This window comes from Aeromonas sp. HMWF016, assembly GCF_963878195.1.
Classification (GTDB): domain Bacteria; phylum Pseudomonadota; class Gammaproteobacteria; order Enterobacterales; family Aeromonadaceae; genus Aeromonas; species Aeromonas lacus.
This window is the reverse complement of sequence record NZ_CAWNWX010000082.1, coordinates 90,744-111,237: the sequence shown is the minus strand read 5'-3', so window position 1 is coordinate 111,237 and position 20,494 is coordinate 90,744. Positions and strand designations below refer to the sequence as shown.

The 20,494-nt window shown below is 57.6% G+C and carries 21 protein-coding genes; 19 read left to right on the top strand and 2 right to left on the bottom strand.

Features of this window, described 5'->3' with window-relative positions; all coding sequences use genetic code 11:
- The first annotated feature begins 152 nt into the window (after positions 1 to 152).
- The 9 genes from lafA (at position 153) to lafU (ending at position 7,459) form a co-directional block, all read left to right on the top strand.
- Positions 153 to 1,013, top strand: coding sequence for a lateral flagellin LafA (gene lafA / locus AACS24_RS12445; protein WP_108570862.1), 861 nt, complete (start codon positions 153 to 155; stop codon positions 1,011 to 1,013).
- A 113-nt stretch (positions 1,014 to 1,126) separates the two neighbouring features.
- Complete coding sequence (lafB, locus tag AACS24_RS12440; RefSeq protein WP_108570921.1) at positions 1,127 to 2,410, top strand: lateral flagellar capping protein LafB; 1,284 nt, start codon at positions 1,127 to 1,129, stop codon at positions 2,408 to 2,410.
- A gap of 46 nt (positions 2,411 to 2,456) precedes the next feature.
- On the top strand, positions 2,457 to 2,849 hold the full coding sequence (gene lafC / locus AACS24_RS12435) for a lateral flagellar export chaperone LafC (protein WP_033115401.1): 393 nt from the start codon (positions 2,457 to 2,459) through the stop codon (positions 2,847 to 2,849).
- A 122-nt stretch (positions 2,850 to 2,971) separates the two neighbouring features.
- The gene (locus AACS24_RS12430; RefSeq protein ID WP_033115400.1) at positions 2,972 to 3,310 is read left to right on the top strand and encodes a hypothetical protein; all 339 of its coding nucleotides are present in this window, start codon (positions 2,972 to 2,974) and stop codon (positions 3,308 to 3,310) included.
- Complete coding sequence (locus AACS24_RS12425; RefSeq protein WP_308810132.1) at positions 3,307 to 4,395, top strand: flagellar hook-length control protein FliK; 1,089 nt, start codon at positions 3,307 to 3,309, stop codon at positions 4,393 to 4,395. The genes AACS24_RS12430 and AACS24_RS12425 overlap by 4 nt, the downstream gene beginning before the upstream one ends.
- 35 nt (positions 4,396 to 4,430) lie before the next feature.
- Positions 4,431 to 4,889, top strand: a complete 459-nt coding sequence (gene lafF, locus AACS24_RS12420) for a lateral flagellar basal body-associated protein LafF (RefSeq protein WP_108570920.1) — start codon at positions 4,431 to 4,433, stop codon at positions 4,887 to 4,889.
- A 7-nt stretch (positions 4,890 to 4,896) separates the two neighbouring features.
- Entirely contained in the window at positions 4,897 to 5,607 is a 711-nt protein-coding gene (lafS, locus tag AACS24_RS12415; RefSeq protein ID WP_033115398.1) for a lateral flagellar system RNA polymerase sigma factor LafS, read from the top strand.
- A 47-nt stretch (positions 5,608 to 5,654) separates the two neighbouring features.
- A complete protein-coding gene (gene lafT / locus AACS24_RS12410) occupies positions 5,655 to 6,512 on the top strand; it encodes a lateral flagellar motor stator protein LafT (protein ID WP_033115397.1) in 858 nt (285 codons plus the stop codon).
- Positions 6,512 to 7,459, top strand: coding sequence for a lateral flagellar motor protein LafU (lafU, locus tag AACS24_RS12405; RefSeq protein WP_108570860.1), 948 nt, complete (start codon positions 6,512 to 6,514; stop codon positions 7,457 to 7,459). Before lafT ends, lafU begins: the two co-directional genes overlap by 1 nt.
- Before the next feature lie 380 nt (positions 7,460 to 7,839).
- Here lafU and AACS24_RS12400 read toward each other — a convergent pair whose 3' ends face one another.
- Both AACS24_RS12400 and AACS24_RS12395 read right to left on the bottom strand, forming a co-directional pair.
- Entirely contained in the window at positions 7,840 to 8,850 is a 1,011-nt protein-coding gene (locus AACS24_RS12400) for a lytic transglycosylase domain-containing protein (RefSeq protein WP_258222925.1), read from the bottom strand.
- A gap of 164 nt (positions 8,851 to 9,014) precedes the next feature.
- The gene (locus AACS24_RS12395) at positions 9,015 to 9,335 is read right to left on the bottom strand and encodes a hypothetical protein (RefSeq protein ID WP_181364166.1); all 321 of its coding nucleotides are present in this window, start codon (positions 9,333 to 9,335) and stop codon (positions 9,015 to 9,017) included.
- A gap of 159 nt (positions 9,336 to 9,494) precedes the next feature.
- Between AACS24_RS12395 and mraZ the strand changes: the two genes are divergently transcribed.
- From mraZ to murG, 10 genes are read left to right on the top strand one after another with little or no spacing between them, the layout of a single operon-like run.
- On the top strand, positions 9,495 to 9,953 hold the full coding sequence (mraZ, locus tag AACS24_RS12390) for a division/cell wall cluster transcriptional repressor MraZ (protein WP_033115394.1): 459 nt from the start codon (positions 9,495 to 9,497) through the stop codon (positions 9,951 to 9,953).
- Positions 9,954 to 10,892 carry a 16S rRNA (cytosine(1402)-N(4))-methyltransferase RsmH gene (rsmH, locus tag AACS24_RS12385; RefSeq protein WP_033115393.1) on the top strand — a complete coding sequence of 313 codons (939 nt, stop codon included), beginning with the start codon at positions 9,954 to 9,956 and terminating at the stop codon, positions 10,890 to 10,892. It begins immediately after the preceding gene.
- 3 nt (positions 10,893 to 10,895) lie between these two features.
- Positions 10,896 to 11,210 (top strand): cell division protein FtsL, encoded by a 315-nt coding sequence (ftsL, locus tag AACS24_RS12380; protein WP_005341708.1) that lies wholly within the window; start codon positions 10,896 to 10,898, stop codon positions 11,208 to 11,210.
- On the top strand, positions 11,207 to 12,961 hold the full coding sequence (locus AACS24_RS12375) for a penicillin-binding transpeptidase domain-containing protein (RefSeq protein WP_108570856.1): 1,755 nt from the start codon (positions 11,207 to 11,209) through the stop codon (positions 12,959 to 12,961). The genes ftsL and AACS24_RS12375 overlap by 4 nt, the downstream gene beginning before the upstream one ends.
- Positions 12,942 to 14,426 (top strand): UDP-N-acetylmuramoyl-L-alanyl-D-glutamate--2,6-diaminopimelate ligase, encoded by a 1,485-nt coding sequence (murE, locus tag AACS24_RS12370; protein WP_108570919.1) that lies wholly within the window; start codon positions 12,942 to 12,944, stop codon positions 14,424 to 14,426. The genes AACS24_RS12375 and murE overlap by 20 nt, the downstream gene beginning before the upstream one ends.
- Positions 14,423 to 15,778: a UDP-N-acetylmuramoyl-tripeptide--D-alanyl-D-alanine ligase gene (gene murF / locus AACS24_RS12365; RefSeq protein ID WP_108570855.1), complete on the top strand. Its 1,356-nt coding sequence runs from the start codon at positions 14,423 to 14,425 to the stop codon at positions 15,776 to 15,778. Before murE ends, murF begins: the two co-directional genes overlap by 4 nt.
- Positions 15,772 to 16,854 carry a phospho-N-acetylmuramoyl-pentapeptide-transferase gene (gene mraY, locus AACS24_RS12360; RefSeq protein ID WP_005341701.1) on the top strand — a complete coding sequence of 361 codons (1,083 nt, stop codon included), beginning with the start codon at positions 15,772 to 15,774 and terminating at the stop codon, positions 16,852 to 16,854. Before murF ends, mraY begins: the two co-directional genes overlap by 7 nt.
- Positions 16,855 to 16,858: 4 nt before the next feature.
- Positions 16,859 to 18,142 (top strand): UDP-N-acetylmuramoyl-L-alanine--D-glutamate ligase, encoded by a 1,284-nt coding sequence (gene murD / locus AACS24_RS12355; RefSeq protein ID WP_108570854.1) that lies wholly within the window; start codon positions 16,859 to 16,861, stop codon positions 18,140 to 18,142.
- Complete coding sequence (gene ftsW / locus AACS24_RS12350; RefSeq protein ID WP_108570853.1) at positions 18,139 to 19,320, top strand: cell division protein FtsW; 1,182 nt, start codon at positions 18,139 to 18,141, stop codon at positions 19,318 to 19,320. Before murD ends, ftsW begins: the two co-directional genes overlap by 4 nt.
- Positions 19,320 to 20,402 (top strand): undecaprenyldiphospho-muramoylpentapeptide beta-N-acetylglucosaminyltransferase, encoded by a 1,083-nt coding sequence (gene murG, locus AACS24_RS12345; RefSeq protein ID WP_108570852.1) that lies wholly within the window; start codon positions 19,320 to 19,322, stop codon positions 20,400 to 20,402. The genes ftsW and murG overlap by 1 nt, the downstream gene beginning before the upstream one ends.
- The last annotated feature ends 92 nt before the right edge of the window (positions 20,403 to 20,494 follow it).

The following is a 20,494-nucleotide window of genomic DNA, read 5'->3' as shown; positions in this document are numbered from 1 at the left end:
CGCATGCCGTATGAATCGATGGGGCGAGAATACCCAGTTGAGAGTGGGCAAAAAAATGTTCGGTCGAATTAAATTTTTGCGGCAACGAGGTCGTCTATATCTGATGTCAACCTAACAAGCTGCAGTGCAGCATTTAACTCGAGGAATACATCATGGGCTTGTCTATCCATACCAACTTTGCCTCTCTGACCACTCAGAATCAGCTGAACTCCACCAACAAGATGCTTGGCACCGCCATGCAGCGTCTGGGGACCGGTCTGCGTATCAACTCCGCCGCCGACGATGCCGCTGGTCTGCAGATGGCCACTCGCCTGCAAGCTCAGTCCAACGGTCAGAAGGTCGGTATGCGCAACGCCCAAGACGCCGTCTCCATGATGCAGACTGCCGAAGGCGCCATGGACGAGATGACCAATATTGTCCAGCGTATGAAGGATTTGGCGACTCAGGGTGCTAACGGAACTTCAACTGATAAAGATCGCTTGGCGATGGGGACTGAGTTGAAGGAACTGTCAGCTGAGTTGAAGAACATCAGTGAGAACACCAAGTTTGGTGGTCAAGCACTGATCAGCGATGCTGGTAAATTTGGTGCCGCTGCGGTGACCTTCCAAATTGGTGGGAGTGCTAACGAGAAGTTGGACGTGGATGCAACAACCAACGTTACTGCTGTGAACGCAGCTATCGATGCTGCAGAAACAGATTTTGCTACGGCTGATGCTACAGCTTTAGCTTCTACCGCCTTCAACGCACAAATCACTAAGCTGGAAAGTGCGCTTGATTCAATTGGAACTGCTCGCTCTCAGTTCGGTGCCAACATCAACCGTCTGGATCACACTGTCAATAACCTCTCCAATATGAAAGAGAACACCGACATGGCAAACGGTCGCATCATGGATGCCGACTTTGCTCAGGAAAGCACCAACATGACCAAGAACCAGATGTTGATGCAGGCTGGCATGTCCGTGCTGTCCAACTCCAACCAGATGACCGGCATGGTCACTTCCCTGCTGCGTTAACAGGTGACATGGCCGCCCCTATCGGGCGGCCTTTTGTTTAGCCGATACGTGTCGGTTGGAAAGGGCTTATAAGGCATTTTCCAACAGGCATGCCACAGAATTAGGGGGTAATGATGCAAATAGATCCGGCCAGCATGGCAATGCAACTGGTAGCTATCGAGCGCCAGAATATGGACAAGCTGCTGAAAAAGCAGATGGACAGCATCAAGGGGCAACAGAGTGCAATCAGCACGCTCACAACCAAGCTGTCGAGTTTTCAGACCATGCTCAAGGATCTGAACAAGGCATCCAACCTGCAAGCCCAAAAGGCGGTCATGTCTCAGGAAGGGATCATGACGGTGACGAGCAATGGCAAAGCCAGCTCCGGTCAATACAACTTCTTCGTTGAGCAGCTCGCTCAGTCTCATCAGATTGGCCTGAGCCTGGATAGCGAAACAACTCCTCTGCCTGCAGATGGTGTCTTCTCTCTGACGGTCAAAGGCAAGAGTGTGGATATCGATCTGGCCAGTTTGCCAGCCGGCGCAACCGTGAAAGACCTAGTTTCCCATATCAACAATGCCAAGGACAATCCCGGTGTTAAAGCCACACTGGTTCGGACTGACGGCAAGGTCAATATGGTGTTGACCAGTAAGGATAGTGGTGAAGAGAATGCCATCACGGTGAATTACAGCGGTGATGCAAGCTCTTCCTTGGGAACTGCGGTTGCCGAGCAGAGCGAGATCACCAAAGCCCAGGATGCCAAGTTGCAGATGGGCGGAAATAACCCGTTAACCATCACCTCTGCCAGCAACAAGATTGAAAATGTGGTCGATGGCCTCACCCTCCAGCTCACCAAAGCCCAGAAAAGTGGTGATGCGTTTCTGCAGGTGACTGTCGAGCAGGATAAAGAGGCAGTGACCGGCTCTCTCAAGAAGTTTGTAGACAGCTATAACGAGCTGGTCGATGAACTGGCCAAGATGACGTCAAGCGACCCCAAGGCACCTGGGGCGCTCTCTTCCGATAGCGGCGTACGCAGCCTCAAGAGCATGCTTGCCAACAGTGTGCGAGATCTGCCCAACGGCCTTAGTCTGAGCAGTCTTGGCATAAAGACTGACAAAACAGGCAAGCTCTCCTTCAACGAGACTGACTTTAACAAGGCTCTGGAGAAGGATCCCGAACTGTTGGGCAAGGCATTGATGGGGGATGACGGCCTGCTCAAGCGAATGAGCGATGCTCTGGATCCCTATACCAAACGTGATGGCGCACTCAAAGGGCGCAAGAGTGGCTTGGAAGCCAGTGAAAAGCGGGTGAATGAACGAATGGAAGCGCTGGATCGCCGTATGGATTCCGCGTATAAGCGCTACCTCAACCAATTTACCACTATGAATCAGATGATGCAGACCATGGGCAACCTGTAAGTGGCCCTGCTATTTGGCAGCCTCATCCGGAGCAAGCGAGTTTTACATGTTTGAACATCAAGATGGCTATGATGCCTACCAGTTTGCGGCAACTCAGGCCAAGGCTGCGAGTGCGGATCCACATCAGCTGGTGTTGATGCTGATGGATGGCCTGCTCGACGAAATGGCCAGAGCAGAGGGACACATTCAAGCCCGCCAGTTTGAACGCAAAGGACAGGCAATCAGCAAGTGTCTGCAGATCCTGGGGGGGCTGGACAGCGCTCTCGACATGGAGAAGGGCGGTGAGCTCGCCAGCAACCTGCATCGTCTCTATGACTACTGTGGCCAGCGTCTGTTCGAGATCAGCGTCTCCAACGATATTGCTGGTTTTGCCGAAGTACGGCGCATTCTGCTGGAGCTGAAAGAGGGCTGGGAAGCGATGGCGCGTCATCCGCGTTAAGGCGGAAGTCCCTCTTCCTCTTAATACAGGCGGACAGCGCCTGCACGCTCCGAAACACCTGAGTTCCATATATGGCCTGCTCCTTGCTAGTTGGCTGAGCTGTTTTCTTTGGGAGCAATAGCATGCCACTGATTGGGTCAACCCATCTTCCAGCCGAGCTGGATAAACGTCAGCGTCAACTGCTTGGTCTGGGCCGCCTGATTTTGCAGCAGGCTCATGCCGGTCAATGGGATGCCGTTCGTTTATCCGATAGCAAGCTGGCCAGATTTGCCGAGCTTATGGCCAAAGAGCCTGAACTGTGGGCCTCATTGTCTGCTGCGCGAGCGCAGGTTCGCAGCTGGCATCAGGAGGCACAACAGCTGTGCCGGCAAGAGGTGACCTTGCGTGAGCGTGAATGGCATGAGCTGTCCCGGAAGAGAGAGGGTTTGCAAGCGTACGGAGAGGTGCAGGAGTGGGCATGATTCAGTTTTCCGGTCTCGACGCATTGGCGATGCCAGAACAGAGCGGTTTTACCCGTCTTGCACGTCAGTCGGAGGATCAGGGGGGGCTATTTTCGCCCCTTGACCTGTTGATGGAAGAGGGGGCTCTTGCTCCTGCGACTGAAGAGATAAAGGAAGAGACGGAACAGGATGAACCGGACGAGGTCGCTGATAATGCTGCGGCTCGGCTGGACGCATTCAGTAATATGCCGCCCCCATTCCTTTTGCATGAAGCCGGCTCGAGAGCGGCAATCGTCTCCTCCAACGTGGCTGCCGCCACAGCCGGCAATGTAGAGGCGGGCGAGGATGTGCAAGGGCGCGTCCCCTCTGTCTCTGCCGCCCTGCGGGCGCTATCTGCGTACAAGCAGCCGGAAACGGAAAAGGGTCAGCCCGTCATGGAGACGCCTGTATCTGGCAACAAGGAGCGAGTCGATCGCGCAGCTACGGATTTTTCCAGTTTTATGCTGGCTCGCCCCTCGGCGCGCAGTGATGACTCAGCCATACGTGAAAAGACGATAGCCAGCTTGCAGAGCCTGCTGGGTGTTGAGCGTGCAGGGGAACGGGAGTCCGGTGTTCCTGACCTCAAAGGTATTGTGAGCAATCAGATATCCTCGCCCGCGCCGAAAGTTGCCGAGTATCAGTGGGCTCCGGTCAAACTGGCCGAAACCCAGGTGCAGTGGGGGCAGCAACTGGTCGATGTGCTCAAGGACAAGGTCGAGCTGCAGGTGAACCAGCAGATCAAGCAGGCCCATATTCGCCTGGACCCTCCCGAGCTGGGTCGACTCGAACTGACTGTTCGGGTCGAGGGTGACCGGCTCAATGTTCAACTCAATGTGACCAACCCGGCCGTTCGGGACGCGCTGATCCAGTCGATGGAGCGATTGCGCATGAGTTTGGCTCCTCACCATGCTGGTGGCGTTGAAGTCAACGTCGGGCAGGGCGGGGGACAAGGCGATGCGCAAGGAAAGTGGCAACAGGAGAAAATCCTGGCGGGCCGTCGCCAATGGCAAGATGAATTTGAAGCTGCCGGGCAGGATGAGCATGCATGGCTCAATACCCTGGTGTGATCTAAACCGGCTAAATCGAGAGTGAAATCAAAATGATGCGCCGTATCATGAAGTGGTTGATGTTGGTTGTCATGGCTCTTTGCCTGTTGCTTGTGCTTGCCTATGGCGCCTATCTCAAGCGCGATACCATTGCTGTCTGGCTAGGTCTTGAAGAGCCCAAGCCAGAGTTGAGTGCCACCCCGTTGTTCAAGCCGATGGAGCGCTTCGTCATCAGTCTGGATGGTGGGGTTGAGTCTCACTATCTGGTACTTGAGCTGGCTCTGGTGACTCACAACAAGGCGCATCTGAACACGCTGAACGAGCTGACACCACTCATCCGGAACGCCATGGTGCAGTATTTCAGTCACCGTACCCACGATGATGTGAAAAAAGAGCTGCAGAATATCACCTCTTTGCAGAGTTCCCTGCTCGCCAAACTGGTCACCACCTTGCGAGGTTACGGTTACAAGACCTACCTCGACGAAGTGCTGATCACCAAGGTTCTGGTGCAATAAGACAGATATGATCGATGTCGACTGGGATGCCCCTCACGAGTTCACTTCTTCTCCGCCACGTACCGGCGAGCAGGCCATTCTGACCCGTTATCTGCCGTTGGTTAAGCGAGCCGCCAGCCACCTGCGCAGCCAGGTTTCCGCCTGCTTTGATCAGGAGGATATGGAGCAGGTCGGTATGATGGGGTTGCTGGAGGCCTGGCGTCGTTACGGTAGCGAACCGGATGTCCAGTTTGAGAGCTATGCCTTCAAGCGGATCCGGGGCGCCATGCTGGATGAGCTGCGTCGACTCGACTGGCGGCCTCGTCAACTGCGCCAGCAGGTACATAGCCACAATCAAGTCCAGCGAGACCTGCATAACCGGTTGGGCCGGGCGCCAACCGAGCAAGAGCTTGCTGCTGCGTTGAACTGCACCATCGAAGAGGTACGCCAGCTTGCATATGCCAGCCAGGCTGAGGCTTTGCAGAGCCTTGAAGAGTGGCTGGAAAACGGTGGAAGGGCGCCAGCAACCGAATCAGATGATGTCGATATGGCCATGACCATCAGCAAGGCGCTGACTCTCCTCGACAAGCGGGAACAGCTGCTGCTCTCTCTCTACTATCAGCAGGAGCTGAATATGAAAGAGATTGCTCTGGTGCTGGGACTGACCGAGTCGCGGGTTTGCCAATTGCACAAGCAATGTGTGCTTCAGCTCAAGCAGCGATTGGTCGACTCCATATAGTAGTGCCCCATGATTCGTGGGGGTGGTTTTAGAATTCGGGAGCATTCATGCAAAAACAGATTGGCATCGGCGTCATATTAATATGCGTGCTGGGTGGCTTCATGATGGCTGGTGGCAACCTTGCGGCTTTATGGCAGCCTGCCGAGCTGATCATTATTGTGGGTGCTGCTGCAGGTTCCATGTTTCTTGGCAACTCGAAAGAGGTGATGCACGAGATGTGGGCGCAATTGAAGATGTGCTTCAAGCCCAACAAGGAAGAGCGCGAGGTCTACCGTGAGTTGCTGACACTGATGCACCAGCTGCTGGAAGAGACTCGCAACAAGGGGATGAAAGCGCTGGACGAGCACATTGAAAACCCCCAGCAAAGCTCGGTGTTCCTGATGTACCCGCAAATTTCGGAAGATCCCCAGTTGCTCGGTTTTATCATCGACAACCTCCGTCTGCTGGGGATGGGCAAGATCACTCCTCATGAGCTCGATACCATCCTGGAGCAGGAGATCATGGCGATTGAGGAGGATATGCTCAAGCCTGCCCATGCACTTCACAAAACCGGCGAGGCCTGCCCCGGCTTCGGTATTTTGGCGGCTGTTATGGGGATCATTATCACCATGCAGCAACTCGACGGCCCTCTGAGCAATATCGGTGTGCATGTGGCGGCGGCGCTGGTGGGTACCTTTATCGGTATTTTCCTCTGCTACTGTCTGCTCGAACCCATCAGCAACGCCATGGAAGAGATGGTCAAGCGCCGGGTCGGTCTGCTGATGTGCATCAAATCCATTCTGATTGCCCAGCTACGTGGCAAGACGCCTCTGCTGGCGGTCGATTCCGGCCGGAAAATTCTCGAACCTGATGTCAAACCCAGCTTCCTGGAACTGGAAGACTGGGTGACCAACAGGGCGATGTAATGCGCAACCACGAACAGATCATCGTCAAGCGCCAGCAGCGGCGTAACAGCGCTCCTAAAAGCGGCGGCGCGTGGAAAGTGGCATTTGCCGACTTTACTCTGGCCATGATGGCGTTTTTCATGGTGCTCTGGATCCTGGCGGTCTCCAACCAGGAGGAGCGGGAGATTGTTGCCAGCCGCTTGCGCGATTACAGCATCATGGATAACGAGGCCAACCCGTTTGATATTCGCAATAGCCCCTATCCGGTCGATCTGGGCGGCAATCCTTCGGTCCTGGATGAGTTGAATCCAAAATTTGATCAGCGAGGGCAGCTGACCCCCAGACATATGGATCGCAATCAGAGCATCTTTTCTGAGGGGCCCGGTGGTGGATACGAGCAGCTACTGGTCGGCAAGCTGGAAGGTGAGCATCAGATGAAACAGCTTGCCGGGTTTATCGGTAATCTTGCGGAGCAAATGCAGGCGAAGAACAATCTGGAGATTCAGATTGTGCCGCAAGGTTTGCGAATCCTGATCCGTGATGACGCCGATCGCGAAATGTATAGCCGCGGCAGTGCCCGTATTAGCCCCTTCTTTCGTCATATGTTGATGGCTCTCGCCCCGATTTTTCAGCGGGTAGAAAACCGGGTCATGATCTCGGGTCATACCGACAGCACCCCTTTCGCGGGTGAAAACTACAGCAACTGGGAGCTTTCATCGGATCGCGCCATGATGGCGAGACGGGTGTTGCTGGCGGGAGGCATGCCGCCAGAGCGTATTGCCCAGGTAGTGGCCATGTCTGACACCATGCTGGAAGATAGCGAAAATCCGCAGGGTAGCCGGAACCGTCGTATCGAGTTGCTGATTATGACGACCAGAGCGGAACAGAATCTGGAGCAGCTGTTCAGTGCCGAGACCAAAGCGGCTGCCACTCAAGCCAAGGAAAAGACAGTTAATGGACGCCCCTGAAACAGAGTTTCTGTTCCATACCGCACACAATGATCCGAGAAGAAAGGTGCCTCGCTGGTATCTCCATGATGGCGCGACACCCTTCGAATCGCAGAGTTGTGGCATTGCTGCTCGCCTGTTGATATCCGGTTTGCTGTTTGACAAGAGCATTGGCCGGGCCGTCATCAAGGATATCGGGCCGGGTGGGGTAGGCTTTCTTGCTCCTGCCCGATTCATTTTGCCCGAGACAGTAACCCTTTCTCTGTTGCCACGCATTACACTGACATGCCGCATTACCCATCGCCGTCCTATTGGCCAGCACCTCTGTTTTTATGGGGCTCGCTGGTCATATCCGGAGCAAATTGACCTTGCGCCGGTATTGAGCCATTGGCGGCACAGCTTCAGGGTACCGCAATCAACGGCCGTTTCAGAGTCATCCCAAGAGGATCTGGCTGACGTTCCAGCCTGAGCTCACCACGGCTCATATCAAGACCTCTGGCTGTCTTCAGCAGCAGCGGGTCATGCAGGCTCTCCAGTGACACGGCTTTGAAGATGAGCTTGCCGCTGCCCCGCTGTTGTGTCGTGACCGGAGCTTTTGCTTTGCTGTAAACAACCGGGCAATTGGTTATTCCCGCCGGTACCGGGAGCTGCCATGCCGGATTCCAGCGGCTGGCCTCATTCATGGATACACCCTTGGCCTGGGCCCAGGCTGGCAGCGAACAACCTTCCGGATTGCGAAAAACCTTCAGGTCGTTACCACTCTGCCATGGCGGCAACTGGAAGTTGTGGGTAGTTGCCATGTCGAGCACTCTGGCAAGGGCAATAAAGCGGGCAACGTAAACTCGGGTTTCCGTCGGCAGATCCAGAGCCCAGATATTTCGGGTGCCGGCTTTCAATACCGCATTCAGCACACGCCCTTCTCCAGCGTTATAAGCGGCCAGCGCCAGCAACCAGTCCCCGCCAAAGAAACGAGAGAGCCAGCCAAGGTAAGTCAGAGCAGCCTCGGTTGCCAATGGCAGCGAATAGCGGCCATCGAATGAACTATTGATAGGCACGGCAAAGCGCTTGGCCGTATCGGGCATGAGTTGCCAGGGGCCTGCTGCGCCAGCGGCAGAGACAACATCGAGGCGGTAGCTGCTTTCCAGCAAAGGGACAAAAGCCAGCAGGGGCGGAAGTTTGCGTTCCTGCACCTGTTCCGAGATCCAGCGGATAATGGGTTGGGTTTCGGCAAGGCGCTGTTGCAGATAGGAGCTCTGTGCAAGCAGAAAGGCTTGCTGTTGATTAACAAGCTCGGCCCCCTCTCCACGTATCGGGAGAGGGAAGCCGGTTTGCCATTGATAATTGTGATAGGCGTGACAAGATGTGGATGTTATTAACATCACGCTTAGTAAAAAGAAAATGAACCTGGTCATTGTGAATGCGTTGAACAAGGATTGCACAATAATAAAAACATCATGTATCTCAACAGTTTTCTGAATTTAGGGTCGTCTCATCATGTGTAATCCAGGACGTGGCAAGCATGATAACACGAGTAAAAAAGAGCCCAAATGCGGGTAAAGCAATCCAGAAGTTTTTGCTATATCTGATCCTCGCCAATTTTATTCTCATGGGGCTTTACATCGCGTTTGCCCACGAGCTGACGTTTGCCGTCAATATCCTGCTGACCGCGCTGCTGATAATTTACAACCTGCTGCTTTGTCATCTGGTCTCTTTGCGCGCTCGCCGTTCCAAAGATGGCTATATCATCTATCCGGTGATCTGCGTCAGTATTTTGCTCTGCGCTGTTGTGCTGTTCCGTTTCATCATCTCTCCCAGATAGTAACTGCTCACCCACAGCTTTTTTATTAATCGTATTTTCTTTCGCCACAAATAACTTGTGGAAAATCAACCCACTCAATCCGTAACCCGCAAATGCTGCGTCAATATGTTCCCTCTGGCCGATCTCCTTGCTTGAAAAGCCCCCTCCACGTCCTTAAACTTCAAGGTGGGGAAAAGTGGATCAAAGTGGTTTTAAAAGGGGCGATTCGCCCACTTACTCACCTTCAGGGACAGAAATTTGTTGCGTGGCGCTCACGCCATCAGCCTGGACAGCAAAGGGCGACTGGCGATTCCGACCAAGTTTCGTGACTGGCTGCGCGATGAAAGCGACGGCCAGTTGGTCTGCACCATCGATATTGCCCACCCCTGTCTGCTGCTTTACCCCCTGAACGAGTGGGAAGAGGTCGAGCGCAAGCTCAAGACCCTTTCCAGCATGAATCCCGCCGAACGCCGCTTGCAGCGGCTGTTGCTCGGGCATGCGACCGAATGCGAGCTGGATGGCAATGGCCGTCTGCTGCTCAGCCAGCCACTGCGTAACCATGCGGGGCTGGATAAGAAGATCATGCTGGTGGGCCAGCTCAACAAATTTGAGCTGTGGGATGAAGCCCGCTGGCAGCAACAGGTCAATGACGACATCTTGGGTCTGCCCGGGGACGATTGGGCAAGCTCACCACGACTACAGGATTTCTCTTTATAAATGACCCAAGCCGCTGAACACATCACAGTGCTGCTGCACGAAGCCGTCGAAGGTCTGGCCATCAAGCCGGACGGTGTCTACGTCGACGGTACTTTTGGCCGTGGTGGTCATTCTCGTCTGATCCTGCAACACCTTGGCCCTAACGGCCGCTTGATCGCCATTGATCGCGATCCGCAGGCGATCGCAGAAGCCGCCAAGATCCAGGATCCTCGTTTCGAGATCGTCCATGGCCCCTTCTCCGGTATTACCAGCTATCTGAGCGAGCGCGGTTTGCTAGGCAAGGTGGACGGTTTTCTGCTCGATCTGGGGGTTTCATCTCCCCAGCTGGACGATGCCGAGCGTGGCTTCAGCTTTATGAAAGACGGTCCGCTCGATATGCGGATGGACCCCACTTCCGGTCAGAGCGCCGCCGAGTGGCTGGCCAAGGCTGATGTGGACGATATCGCTTGGGTATTGAAGACCTTCGGTGAGGAGCGTTTTGCCAAGAAGATTGCTCGCGCCATAGTCCACGATCGCGTTACCGAGCCTTACGTGCGTACCCGCCAGTTGGCCGAGATGATTGCCCGGGTCAATCCGAGCAAGGAGAAGGGCAAGCATGCGGCGACCCGCAGCTTCCAGGCTATCCGCATCTACATCAACAGCGAGCTGGACGAGATCGAAACTGCGCTCAACGGTGCGCTGGAGGTGCTGGCTCCTCACGGTCGTCTGTCGGTGATCAGTTTCCATTCGCTGGAAGACCGCTTGGTGAAGCATTTTATTCGCAAGCACGAGAAGGGGCCGGAAGTACCCTACGGCATTCCGTTGACCGAGGCCCAGCTGGCTGGCGGTCGCAAATTGAAGTCGGTCGGCAAGGCCCTCAAGCCTTCTGATCATGAAGTGTCGGAAAACACCCGGTCGCGCAGCTCCGTGCTGCGGGTCGCCGAGCGTCTGGCGGAGTAAGCGATGAGCGAAGTGCGTGTCCACCTTGCCAAGGAGATCGTTGCGGATCTCTGGCGGCACAAGCTGCAGATCCTGCTGTCGGTCGCCGTGCTGGTGACTGCATTTGCCGTGATTTTGGTGACCAACATGACGCGCGGCCTTACTGCCAAACAGAACGACCTGATGGCCGAAGAGGATCGCCTCAATATCGAATGGCGTCACCTCCTGCTGGAGCAGGGCACCCTGGCGGAACATTCCCGGGTAGCCACTCTGGCGATGGATAAGTTACAAATGGGTCGCCCTCTGGTGACCACCGAGAAGGTAATTACCCTGCCATGAAACGCAAGGCTACAGCCAAAGCTGCCAAAGCGAACGTCAAAGCGCCCTCGATCTATCCGTGGCGCTTTCGCACGCTGGTCGTGTTCATCGGCATCGCATTTGTTGGGCTGATCCTGCGTCTGGCCTGGATCCAGGTGATCAACCCTGACCGCCTGCGTCAGGAGGGGGATATGCGCTCCCTGCGTACCACCTCCACCCAGGCGGTGCGCGGCATGATCACCGATCGCAACGGTGAACAGCTCGCGGTATCCGTGCCGGTCGAAGCTGTCTGGGCCGACCCCAAGACGGTGCACGAGTCTGGCGCGATTCACAACGAGCGAGCCTGGATGGCGCTCTCTGCCGTGCTCAAGATCGACATCAATACCCTCAAACAACGGATCGCCAGTCCCAGCAAGCGCTTTGTCTATCTGCAGCGTCAGGTGACCCCTGCCGTTTCGGAATATATCAAGGGGCTCAAGTTGGGTGGTGTCTATCTGCGTCCCGAGTCGCGCCGCTTCTATCCGACCGGTGAGATCAGTGCCCATCTGGTTGGGGTGACCAACATCGATGGCCACGGCATCGAGGGTATCGAGCGCAGCTATGACGAGTGGCTGACCGCAACACCGGGCGAGATGCGGGTGCGCAAGGATCGTCAAGGGCGGGTCATCGAACGTCTTGGCATCGTCAAGGAGGGCAAGAACGCCAACGATCTGCAGCTCAGTATCGATCAACGGGTACAGGCGCTGGCTTATCGTGCGCTCAAGCGGGCCACCGACGAGAACAAGGCGACATCCGGCTCCATGGTGATGCTGGATATCAAGACCGGCGAAGTGCTCGCCATGGTCAACACCCCCTCCTACAACCCGAACAACCGCGGTCAGTATCAGAGCTTCCGGGTGCGCAACCGGGTGGTCACCGATACCTACGAGCCGGGCTCCACTGTCAAACCATTGATTTTGCTCAGTGCCTTGCAAGCTGGAGTCACCAGCTGGAAAGATTTCATCCAGGGCGGGCCGCTCTTTATTGGCGCCAAGCAGATCAAGGACGTCAGTATCCACCGGGCGACCAACCTCTACGACATTCTGCGCTACTCCTCCAACATCGGTATGTCGCGCATCGCACTGCGGATGCCGGCACAGGAGATGATCAATACCCTCAGCATGTTTGGCTTCGGCATGGATACCGGTAGCGGCCTGATGGGCGAGAGCAGCGGCATGCTGCCCCAGCGTCGCCGCTGGTCCGATATCGAGCGGGCGACCCTCTCGTTTGGTTATGGTCTGCGGGTTACCCCGCTGCAGCTGGCTTCCGCCTACGCTACCCTGGCCAACAAGGGCAAGCGGGTGCCCATCTCCATCGTCAAGGTCACCACGCCGCCCAAGGGTGAGCAGGTGATCGACCACAACAACGCCTCCGCCATGCTGCAGGCGCTGGAGTACGTAGTCGACAACGCCATTCCTAAAGCCAAGATCCCGGGCTACCGGGTGGGTGGCAAGAGTGGTACCGCTAAGGTCGCTGTCGCAGGTGGCTATGGCAAGGATTACATGGCCTGGTTTGCCGGCTTCGCCCCGGCCAGCGATCCCCGTTTCGTCATGGTGGTGGTAATCAACGAGCCAAAAGGCAGCGCCTACTATGGTGGCGCCGTGGCGACCCCGCCGTTTGCAGAGGCCATGGGCGGGGTGCTGCAACTCTTCAATATTCGTCCGGATGCGGTACCCCCTTCGGTACCCACCAAACTCGCCAGTACGGAGGCTCCTGTTGCACCGCGCACTTGATTCATTACTGCGCCCCTTCGGCATTAAGGCGCCGGCGCTTGCCATGACCGATATCCAGCTGGATAGCCGGCGGGTCGGCCCCGGCTCTCTCTTTGTGGCCATTCGTGGCCATCAGGTGGACGGCAGACAGTTTATCGAACAGGCGGTGGCTCAGGGAGCGACCGCTGTTGTGTTTGAGGAGGACGGTGAATTTATCGCGCCAGCGGTTTCCGTTCCCTGCATCGGAATGCGCGATTTGCCTGCTCATCTCTCCGCCCTCGCAGGCTATTTCTACGATCAGCCAGCCAAAAAACTGGAGCTGGTGGGGATCACGGGGACCAATGGTAAGAGCACCACTGCGCTGCTGGTCGCCAACTGGCGCACCCTGCTGGGTGGAAAGGCTGGTGTGATGGGCACCATCGGCAACGGTCTGTTTGGCAACCTGATAGAAGCGGAAAACACCACTGGCAGCGCCGTTCAGGTGCAAGCCAATCTGGCCGCTCTGCAAGAGCAGGGGGCGGATCTGGTGGCGATGGAGGTCTCCAGCCACGGTCTGGTGCAACATCGGGTTGCTGCCTTGCCGTTTGCTGCCGCGGTCTTCACCAACCTGAGTCGGGATCACCTCGACTACCACGGCACCATGGAGGCCTATGGTGCCGCCAAGGAGCAACTGTTGCAGCTGGTCGACGAAGCGAACGCAGTGATCAACCGCGATGACGAGCTGGGTGCCAAGTGGCTCGAAAAATACCCCTCAGCGGTGGCGTTCAGCGTTAATGGCCCGATTGAAAACCATTCCGGCCGTCAGTTAACGGCGCAGCAACTCGATTTTCACCAGCAAGGTTTTCGCGCGCAGATTAACTCCAGCTGGGGGAATGGTGTATTATCCGCCCCCTTGCTCGGGCGCTTCAACGTCAGCAATGTGCTGGCGGCGATGGGAGTCATGCTGGTACTTGGCTATGACTTCGACGAGCTGCTGGCAACTGCCCCGAAATTGCAGCCGGTGACCGGTCGCATGGAGTGCTTTGGTGGTGGTGATACGCCGCTTGCGGTGGTCGACTATGCCCACACCCCGGACGCGCTGGACAAGGCGCTGCAGGCACTGCGAGTGCACTGCAAAGGCCAGCTCTGGTGTCTGGTTGGCTGTGGTGGTGATCGGGATCGCGGCAAGCGCCCCATGATGGCAGCCATGGCTGAACAGTATGCGGATCGCGTGATCCTGACCGACGACAATCCCCGTACCGAGGAGCCGGCCCGGATCATGGCCGACATGGTGGCGGGTCTTCGCGATCCTGCTGCGGTGCAGGTTGAGCACGATCGGGTCAAGGCAATCACCCTGGCCATCCGTCAGGCGAGCAAACAGGACATCATTCTGGTGGCCGGCAAAGGTCACGAGGATTATCAAATCATTGGAACCGACAAGCGGCACTATAGCGACCGGGAAACCGTCGCCGCCGCTTTGCACACATTAATGGAGTCATTCAAATGATGACCCTCAGGCTTGCCGACCTGGCGCAGGTGCTCGATGCCCGTCTGATTGGTGAAGATGGCGAGATTACTGCGGTCAGCACCGATACCCGTACCCTGGGTACTGGCGCTCTGTTTGTTGCACTGCGCGGCGAGCGCTTCGATGCCCACGATTTTTGCGATCAGGCGCTGGCGGCGGGGGCCTCTGCCCTGCTGGTCGAGCGTGAACTGCCGCTGGCCATTCCCCAACTGGTGGTAGCCGATACCCTCAAGGGGTTGGGCCGTCTCGGCAAACTGGTGCGTGAGCGCATCAACCCGAAAGTGCTGGCTATCACCGGCAGCTGCGGCAAGACCACGGTGAAGGAGATGGCGACTGCCATCCTGCGCAACGAAGGGGAAGTGTTGGCCACCGCTGGTAACTTCAACAATGAGGTGGGCGTGCCGCTCACCCTGCTGCGCCTCGAACCGCAACACAAGTTTGCGGTGATGGAGCTGGGAGCCAACCATCCGGGCGAGATTGCCTGGACCACCTCGCTGGCTAAACCGGATGCCGCCATCATCAACAACGTGGCTGCGGCTCATCTGGAGGGTTTTGGCTCGCTGGAAGGGGTGTTCCATGCCAAGAGCGAGATTTTTGAGGGCTTGAGCGAAGGCGGCAGCGCCATCGTCAACGCCGACAACGAATTCTGGCCTAAGTGGCGTGAGCGTGGTATTCGCTGCGCCTTCTCCATCGAAGATCAGAGCCAACCGTTCCATGCTCGCGATGTGGTTCTCAACACTCAGGGTTGTGCCGAGTTCGTGATGGTGACCCCGCAGGGTGAGGTGAGCCTGACTCTGGCGATCCCCGGCCGCCATAACGTGGCTAATGCGCTGGCTGCCGCCGCTGGTACCTTGGCGCTCGGTGCTTCTCTGGCCTCGGTCAAAGCCGGTCTGGAGCAGATGGCGCCGGTCAAGGGACGCTTCTGTGTTCAGCGCTGGGGCGGTCTGACCCTGGTGGACGATACCTACAATGCCAGCGTGGAGTCCGTGCTGGCGGGCATCGATGCGTTGACCGCCATGAGCGGCTTCAAGGTGCTGGTGTTCGGTGACATGCGGGAACTGGGTGAAGAGTCTGCCGAGCAACATGCCCGGGTTGGCCATCATGCCCGCGCGTGCGGTCTGGATGCCGTGCTGACAGTGGGGGAAGAGAGTCGCCATACCGCAGATGCCGCGGCTGGCCGACATTTCGAAAACAAGGCGTCGTTGTTTGAAGTGCTTGCGCAAATGATTAATACACATCAGGAAATTTCGATTCTGGTCAAAGGGGCCCGTGGCTCCCGCATGGAAGATATCGTCAAGATGGTCGTCGACCATCAGGAGTCAGCTGCATGCTAGTCTGGCTGGCTGAACTGCTTACTCCGCACTTCACCTTCTTCAACGTCTTTTCCTACCTGACGTTTCGCGCCATCCTGTCGATCATTACCGGTCTGGGTGTTGCGCTCTGGATGGGGCCTCGCCTGATCCGTCGCCTGCAGATCCTGAAGTTTGGTCAGGTGATCCGCAACGATGGTCCCGAGTCTCACCTCAGCAAGCGAGGTACCCCGACCATGGGGGGGCTGATGATCATTGCCGCCATCTTCACTTCCGTGTTGCTCTGGTGCCGCCTCGACAACCCCTATGTCTGGTTAGTGCTGTTTGTGCTGGGGGCCTACGGTGCCATCGGATTTGCCGACGACTACCTCAAGGTGGTGCGCAAGAACACTGACGGTCTGATCGCCCGCTGGAAGTACTTCTGGCAATCCGCCGTTGCGCTGGGAGTGGCGGTATTCCTCTATGCTACTGCCACCCACGATGGTCAGACCCAGCTGGTGGTGCCCTTCCTCAAGGATGTGATGCCGCAGCTTGGCCTGATGTTTATCCTGCTGACCTACTTTGTCATCGTCGGTACCTCCAACGCGGTCAACCTGACCGATGGTCTGGATGGCTTGGCCATCATGCCGACCGTGATGGTGGCGGGCGGCTTTGCGTTTATTGCCTGGGCAACCGGCAACGTCAACTTCGCCAGTTACCTGCATATTCCCTATGTTCCCTATACCTCCGAGCTGGTGATCGTCTGTACCGCCATCGTCGGTGCGGGTCTGGGCTTCCTCTGGTTCAACACCTATCCGGCGCAGGTCTTCATGGGCGACGTCGGCTCGCTGGCGCTGGGCGGCGCGCTCGGTACCATCGCCGTGCTGGTGCGTCAGGAGTTTCTGCTGGTGATCATGGGCGGAGTCTTCGTGATGGAGACAGTCTCGGTGATCCTGCAGGTGGGTTCATACAAGCTGCGCGGCGTGCGGATCTTCCGCATGGCGCCGATCCATCACCACTACGAGAAGAAGGGCTGGCCGGAGCCGCGCGTTATCGTGCGCTTCTGGATCATTACCCTCGTGCTGGTGCTGCTGGGTCTTGCCACCCTGAAGGTGAGGTAAGGCCATGGTCATCATCATCGGATTGGGTAAAACCGGACTCTCCTGCGTCGACTACTTCCTCGGCCGTGGCGTCACGCCGCTGGTGATGGATACCCGTGCCAACCCGCCCGGCAAGGATCAGCTGCCGCCAGAAGTGGAGCTTATCCACGGGCTGGATGAAGAGCTGCTCAAGCAGGCACACATGATCGTAGCGAGCCCGGGCATTGCCTTGGCGACCCCCGAATTGAAAGCGGCTGCCGAGCGTGGTGTGCAGATCATCGGGGATATCGAGCTGTTTGTGCGCGAGACCCAGACACCGGTCATCGCCATCACCGGCTCCAACGGCAAGAGTACAGTGACCACGCTGGTGGGCGAGATGATTGCCGAAGCCGGACTCAATGTCGGAGTTGGCGGCAATATCGGTACGCCGGCGCTCGATCTGCTCAAGCAGCCGATGGATCTCTGCGTGCTGGAGCTCTCCAGCTTCCAGCTCGAGACCACCTACAGCTTGCGTGCTGCCGCCTCCGTGGTATTGAACCTTAGTGAAGATCATATGGATCGTTATCAGGGCATGGCCGATTATCGCGCCGCCAAGATGGAGATCCATCAGAACTCCAAACACATTCTGGTCAACCGTGACGATGCCCAGACCCTGCCCGATGTGGGTCAGGTGTGGCAGAGCTTTGGCCTCGACTGCAATGGCTATGGCCGTTGCTTGCTGGATGGCCGCTACTGGCTGACCCTGCACGGCGAACCGCTGTTGGCGGTGGACGAGATGAAGATTGTCGGCGCCCACAATCAGGCCAATGCGCTGGCCGCCATGGCGCTGTGCGATGCGGTCGGCATTCCCCGCGCAGCGCAACTCACCGTGTTGCGCCGTTTTGAAGGTCTGCCGCACCGAGCCCGCTTCGTGCGCGAGGTGAACGGGGTGCGCTGGATCAACGACTCCAAGGCGACCAACGTTGGGGCGACTCTGGCTGCCGTGGCTGGAGTGCGCGAGTCGGTCAAGGGTCGTCTGTTGCTGCTGGCCGGTGGTCAGGGCAAGGGGCAGGATTTTGGCCCCATTCAGGCGCTGCTGGGCAACCAGATCGATCACATGTACTGCTTCGGTCAGGATGCCGAGGTGCTGCTGGCGCTGGGTGAGCAGACCGAACGGGTTGCCGACCTTGCTGCCGCCGTTGCCAAGGCGGCTGCCGATGCCAGACCCGGTGACTGGGTGCTGCTGGCGCCGGCCTGTGCCAGCCTCGATCTGTTCAAGTCGTTCGAGGTGCGCGGCGATCGCTTTACCGAGATGGTGATGGCGCTATGAACGCCCTTCGCGCAGCCGCAGGTCTTTTCCAGCGCTGGTTGTTACCGGCGCGTCCAGCTGGTCTCTATGATCGTCAGCTGGTTGTGCTGGCGCTTGCGCTGATGGCGCTCGGGGTGGTGATCGTGGCATCTGCCTCGATCCCCGAGGGGATCTCTCTGGGCAACGATCCCTTCATGTTCGTGAAACGTCACGCCATGTTTCTGGTGATGGCGCTCGGCATCTCCTGGTTCGTGCTGCAGGTGCCGATGGCACGCTGGCAGGAGCACAACGGCCCCATGCTGCTGCTGGCCATTCTGATGCTGGTGCTGGTGCTGCTGGTGGGGCGCAACGTCAACGGTGCGGTGCGCTGGTTGCCGCTCGGCCCGTTCAACCTGCAGCCTGCCGAATTCGGCAAGCTGGCGCTCTTTGTCTATCTGGCTGGTTATCTGGTGCGGCGCCAGAACGAGGTGCGTGAAGCCTGGATTGGCTTCCTCAAACCGCTGGCGGTATTCGGGGTGCTGGCCGTTCTGTTGCTGCTGCAGCCTGACCTGGGCTCCACCGTGGTGATGTTTGTTACCTCGTTCGGCATGCTCTTTCTGGCTGGCGCCCGACTCGGGCAGTTCCTGACTCTGATCGGTGCCGGTGTCGGTGCCGTGGTGATGCTGATCATCGTCGAGCCTTACCGGATGCGACGGGTTACCTCCTTTATGGATCCCTGGGCCGATCCGTTTGGCAGTGGCTACCAGTTGACCCAGTCGCTGATGGCGTTTGGCCGCGGCAGCTGGTTTGGCGAAGGGCTGGGCAACTCCATCCAGAAGATGGAGTACCTGCCGGAAGCGCATACCGACTTCGTCTTTGCGATCCTCGGTGAAGAGCTCGGCTATGCCGGTGTTCTGGGGGCGCTGTTCCTGATCTTCGCACTGGCGGTCAAGGCACTGAAACTGGGCCACAAGGCTCTGGCTGCCGATCGCCTCTATGACGGTTATCTGGCCATCGGTATCGGGATCTGGTTCAGTTTCCAGACCTTCGTTAACGTTGGCGCGGCCAGCGGCATGATGCCGACCAAAGGGTTGACCTTGCCACTCGTGAGTTACGGTGGCTCCAGTCTCATCATCATGACGGTGGCAGTGAGCATGTTGATTCGAATCGATTTTGAGTTGCGTCAGGCGACAGCCCAGGCGCGGGTGCGGGAGGTTTAGTGAGCAAGACGCTGTTGGTGATGGCAGGTGGTACCGGGGGACATGTCTTCCCGGGTCTGGCCGTAGCCGATCGATTGAAGGAGCAGGGCTGGACTGTCCACTGGCTGGGTACCGCCGACCGGATGGAAGCCGAGCTGGTGCCAGCCCACGGCTATCCCATCTCCTTTATCGATATTCAGGGGGTGCGTGGCAACGGTATCAAGCGGTTGCTGGCGGCGCCCTATCGCATCGTGAAATCCGTGCTGCAGGCGCGTCAGGTGCTCAAGACCGTTCGTCCTGATGTGGTGCTCGGTATGGGCGGCTTTGCCTCCGGCCCGGGTGGCGTCGCGGCCTGGTTCTCCGGGATCCCGTTGCTGCTGCACGAACAGAATGCTGCAGCAGGTATGACCAACAAGCTGCTGGCGCGTATCGCCAAGCGGGTGTTGATGGCATTCCCGGGGGCGTTTGCTCCGAGCCGCCGCACTGCCGTGGTGGGCAATCCGGTTCGCCCCGAAGTGGTCGCACTGCCCGATCCGCAACTGCGTAGCAGCAGCGAGCCGTTGCACCTTCTGATCGTGGGCGGAAGTCTGGGGGCTCGCGTGCTCAACGAGCAGGTGCCCGCAGCGGTCGCTGCGGCTGGTGTGCCTATCGAGGTGCGTCACCAGTGCGGCAAGGGCAATAGCGACACCGTCAGTGCAGCCTATGCCCAACACGGCATCAATGCCGAGGTAAGCGAGTTTATCAAGGATATGGCGGGAGCCTATGCCTGGGCCGACCTGGTGGTCTGCCGGGCGGGTGCACTGACCGTTTCCGAAGTGGCTGCTGCCGGTGTGGCTGCTATCTTCGTGCCGCTGCCCCATGCAGTGGATGATCACCAGACCCGCAACGCCCTGACGCTTGTCGACGGTGGTGCGGCTGAGTTCCTGCCTCAGTCCGAGTTGACCACAGCCTCGCTGGCTGCGCGTCTCTCCTGGCTAGCCGGGCGCAGGGAGACTCTGTTTAACATGGCCAAGGCCGCCCGTCGCGTCGCTATTACCGATGCGGCAGAGCGGGTTGCTGACGAGTGCAAACGACTCGCCGCAGGGCAGACAAATAAAGAGTAAGGATGAGATTGCACTGGCCACGCCGTGCAGCCTCACCCCTTTGTAGATTGATGCTGTGAGATGAGGTCGTTTGAGAACAAACGGCTTGCGGC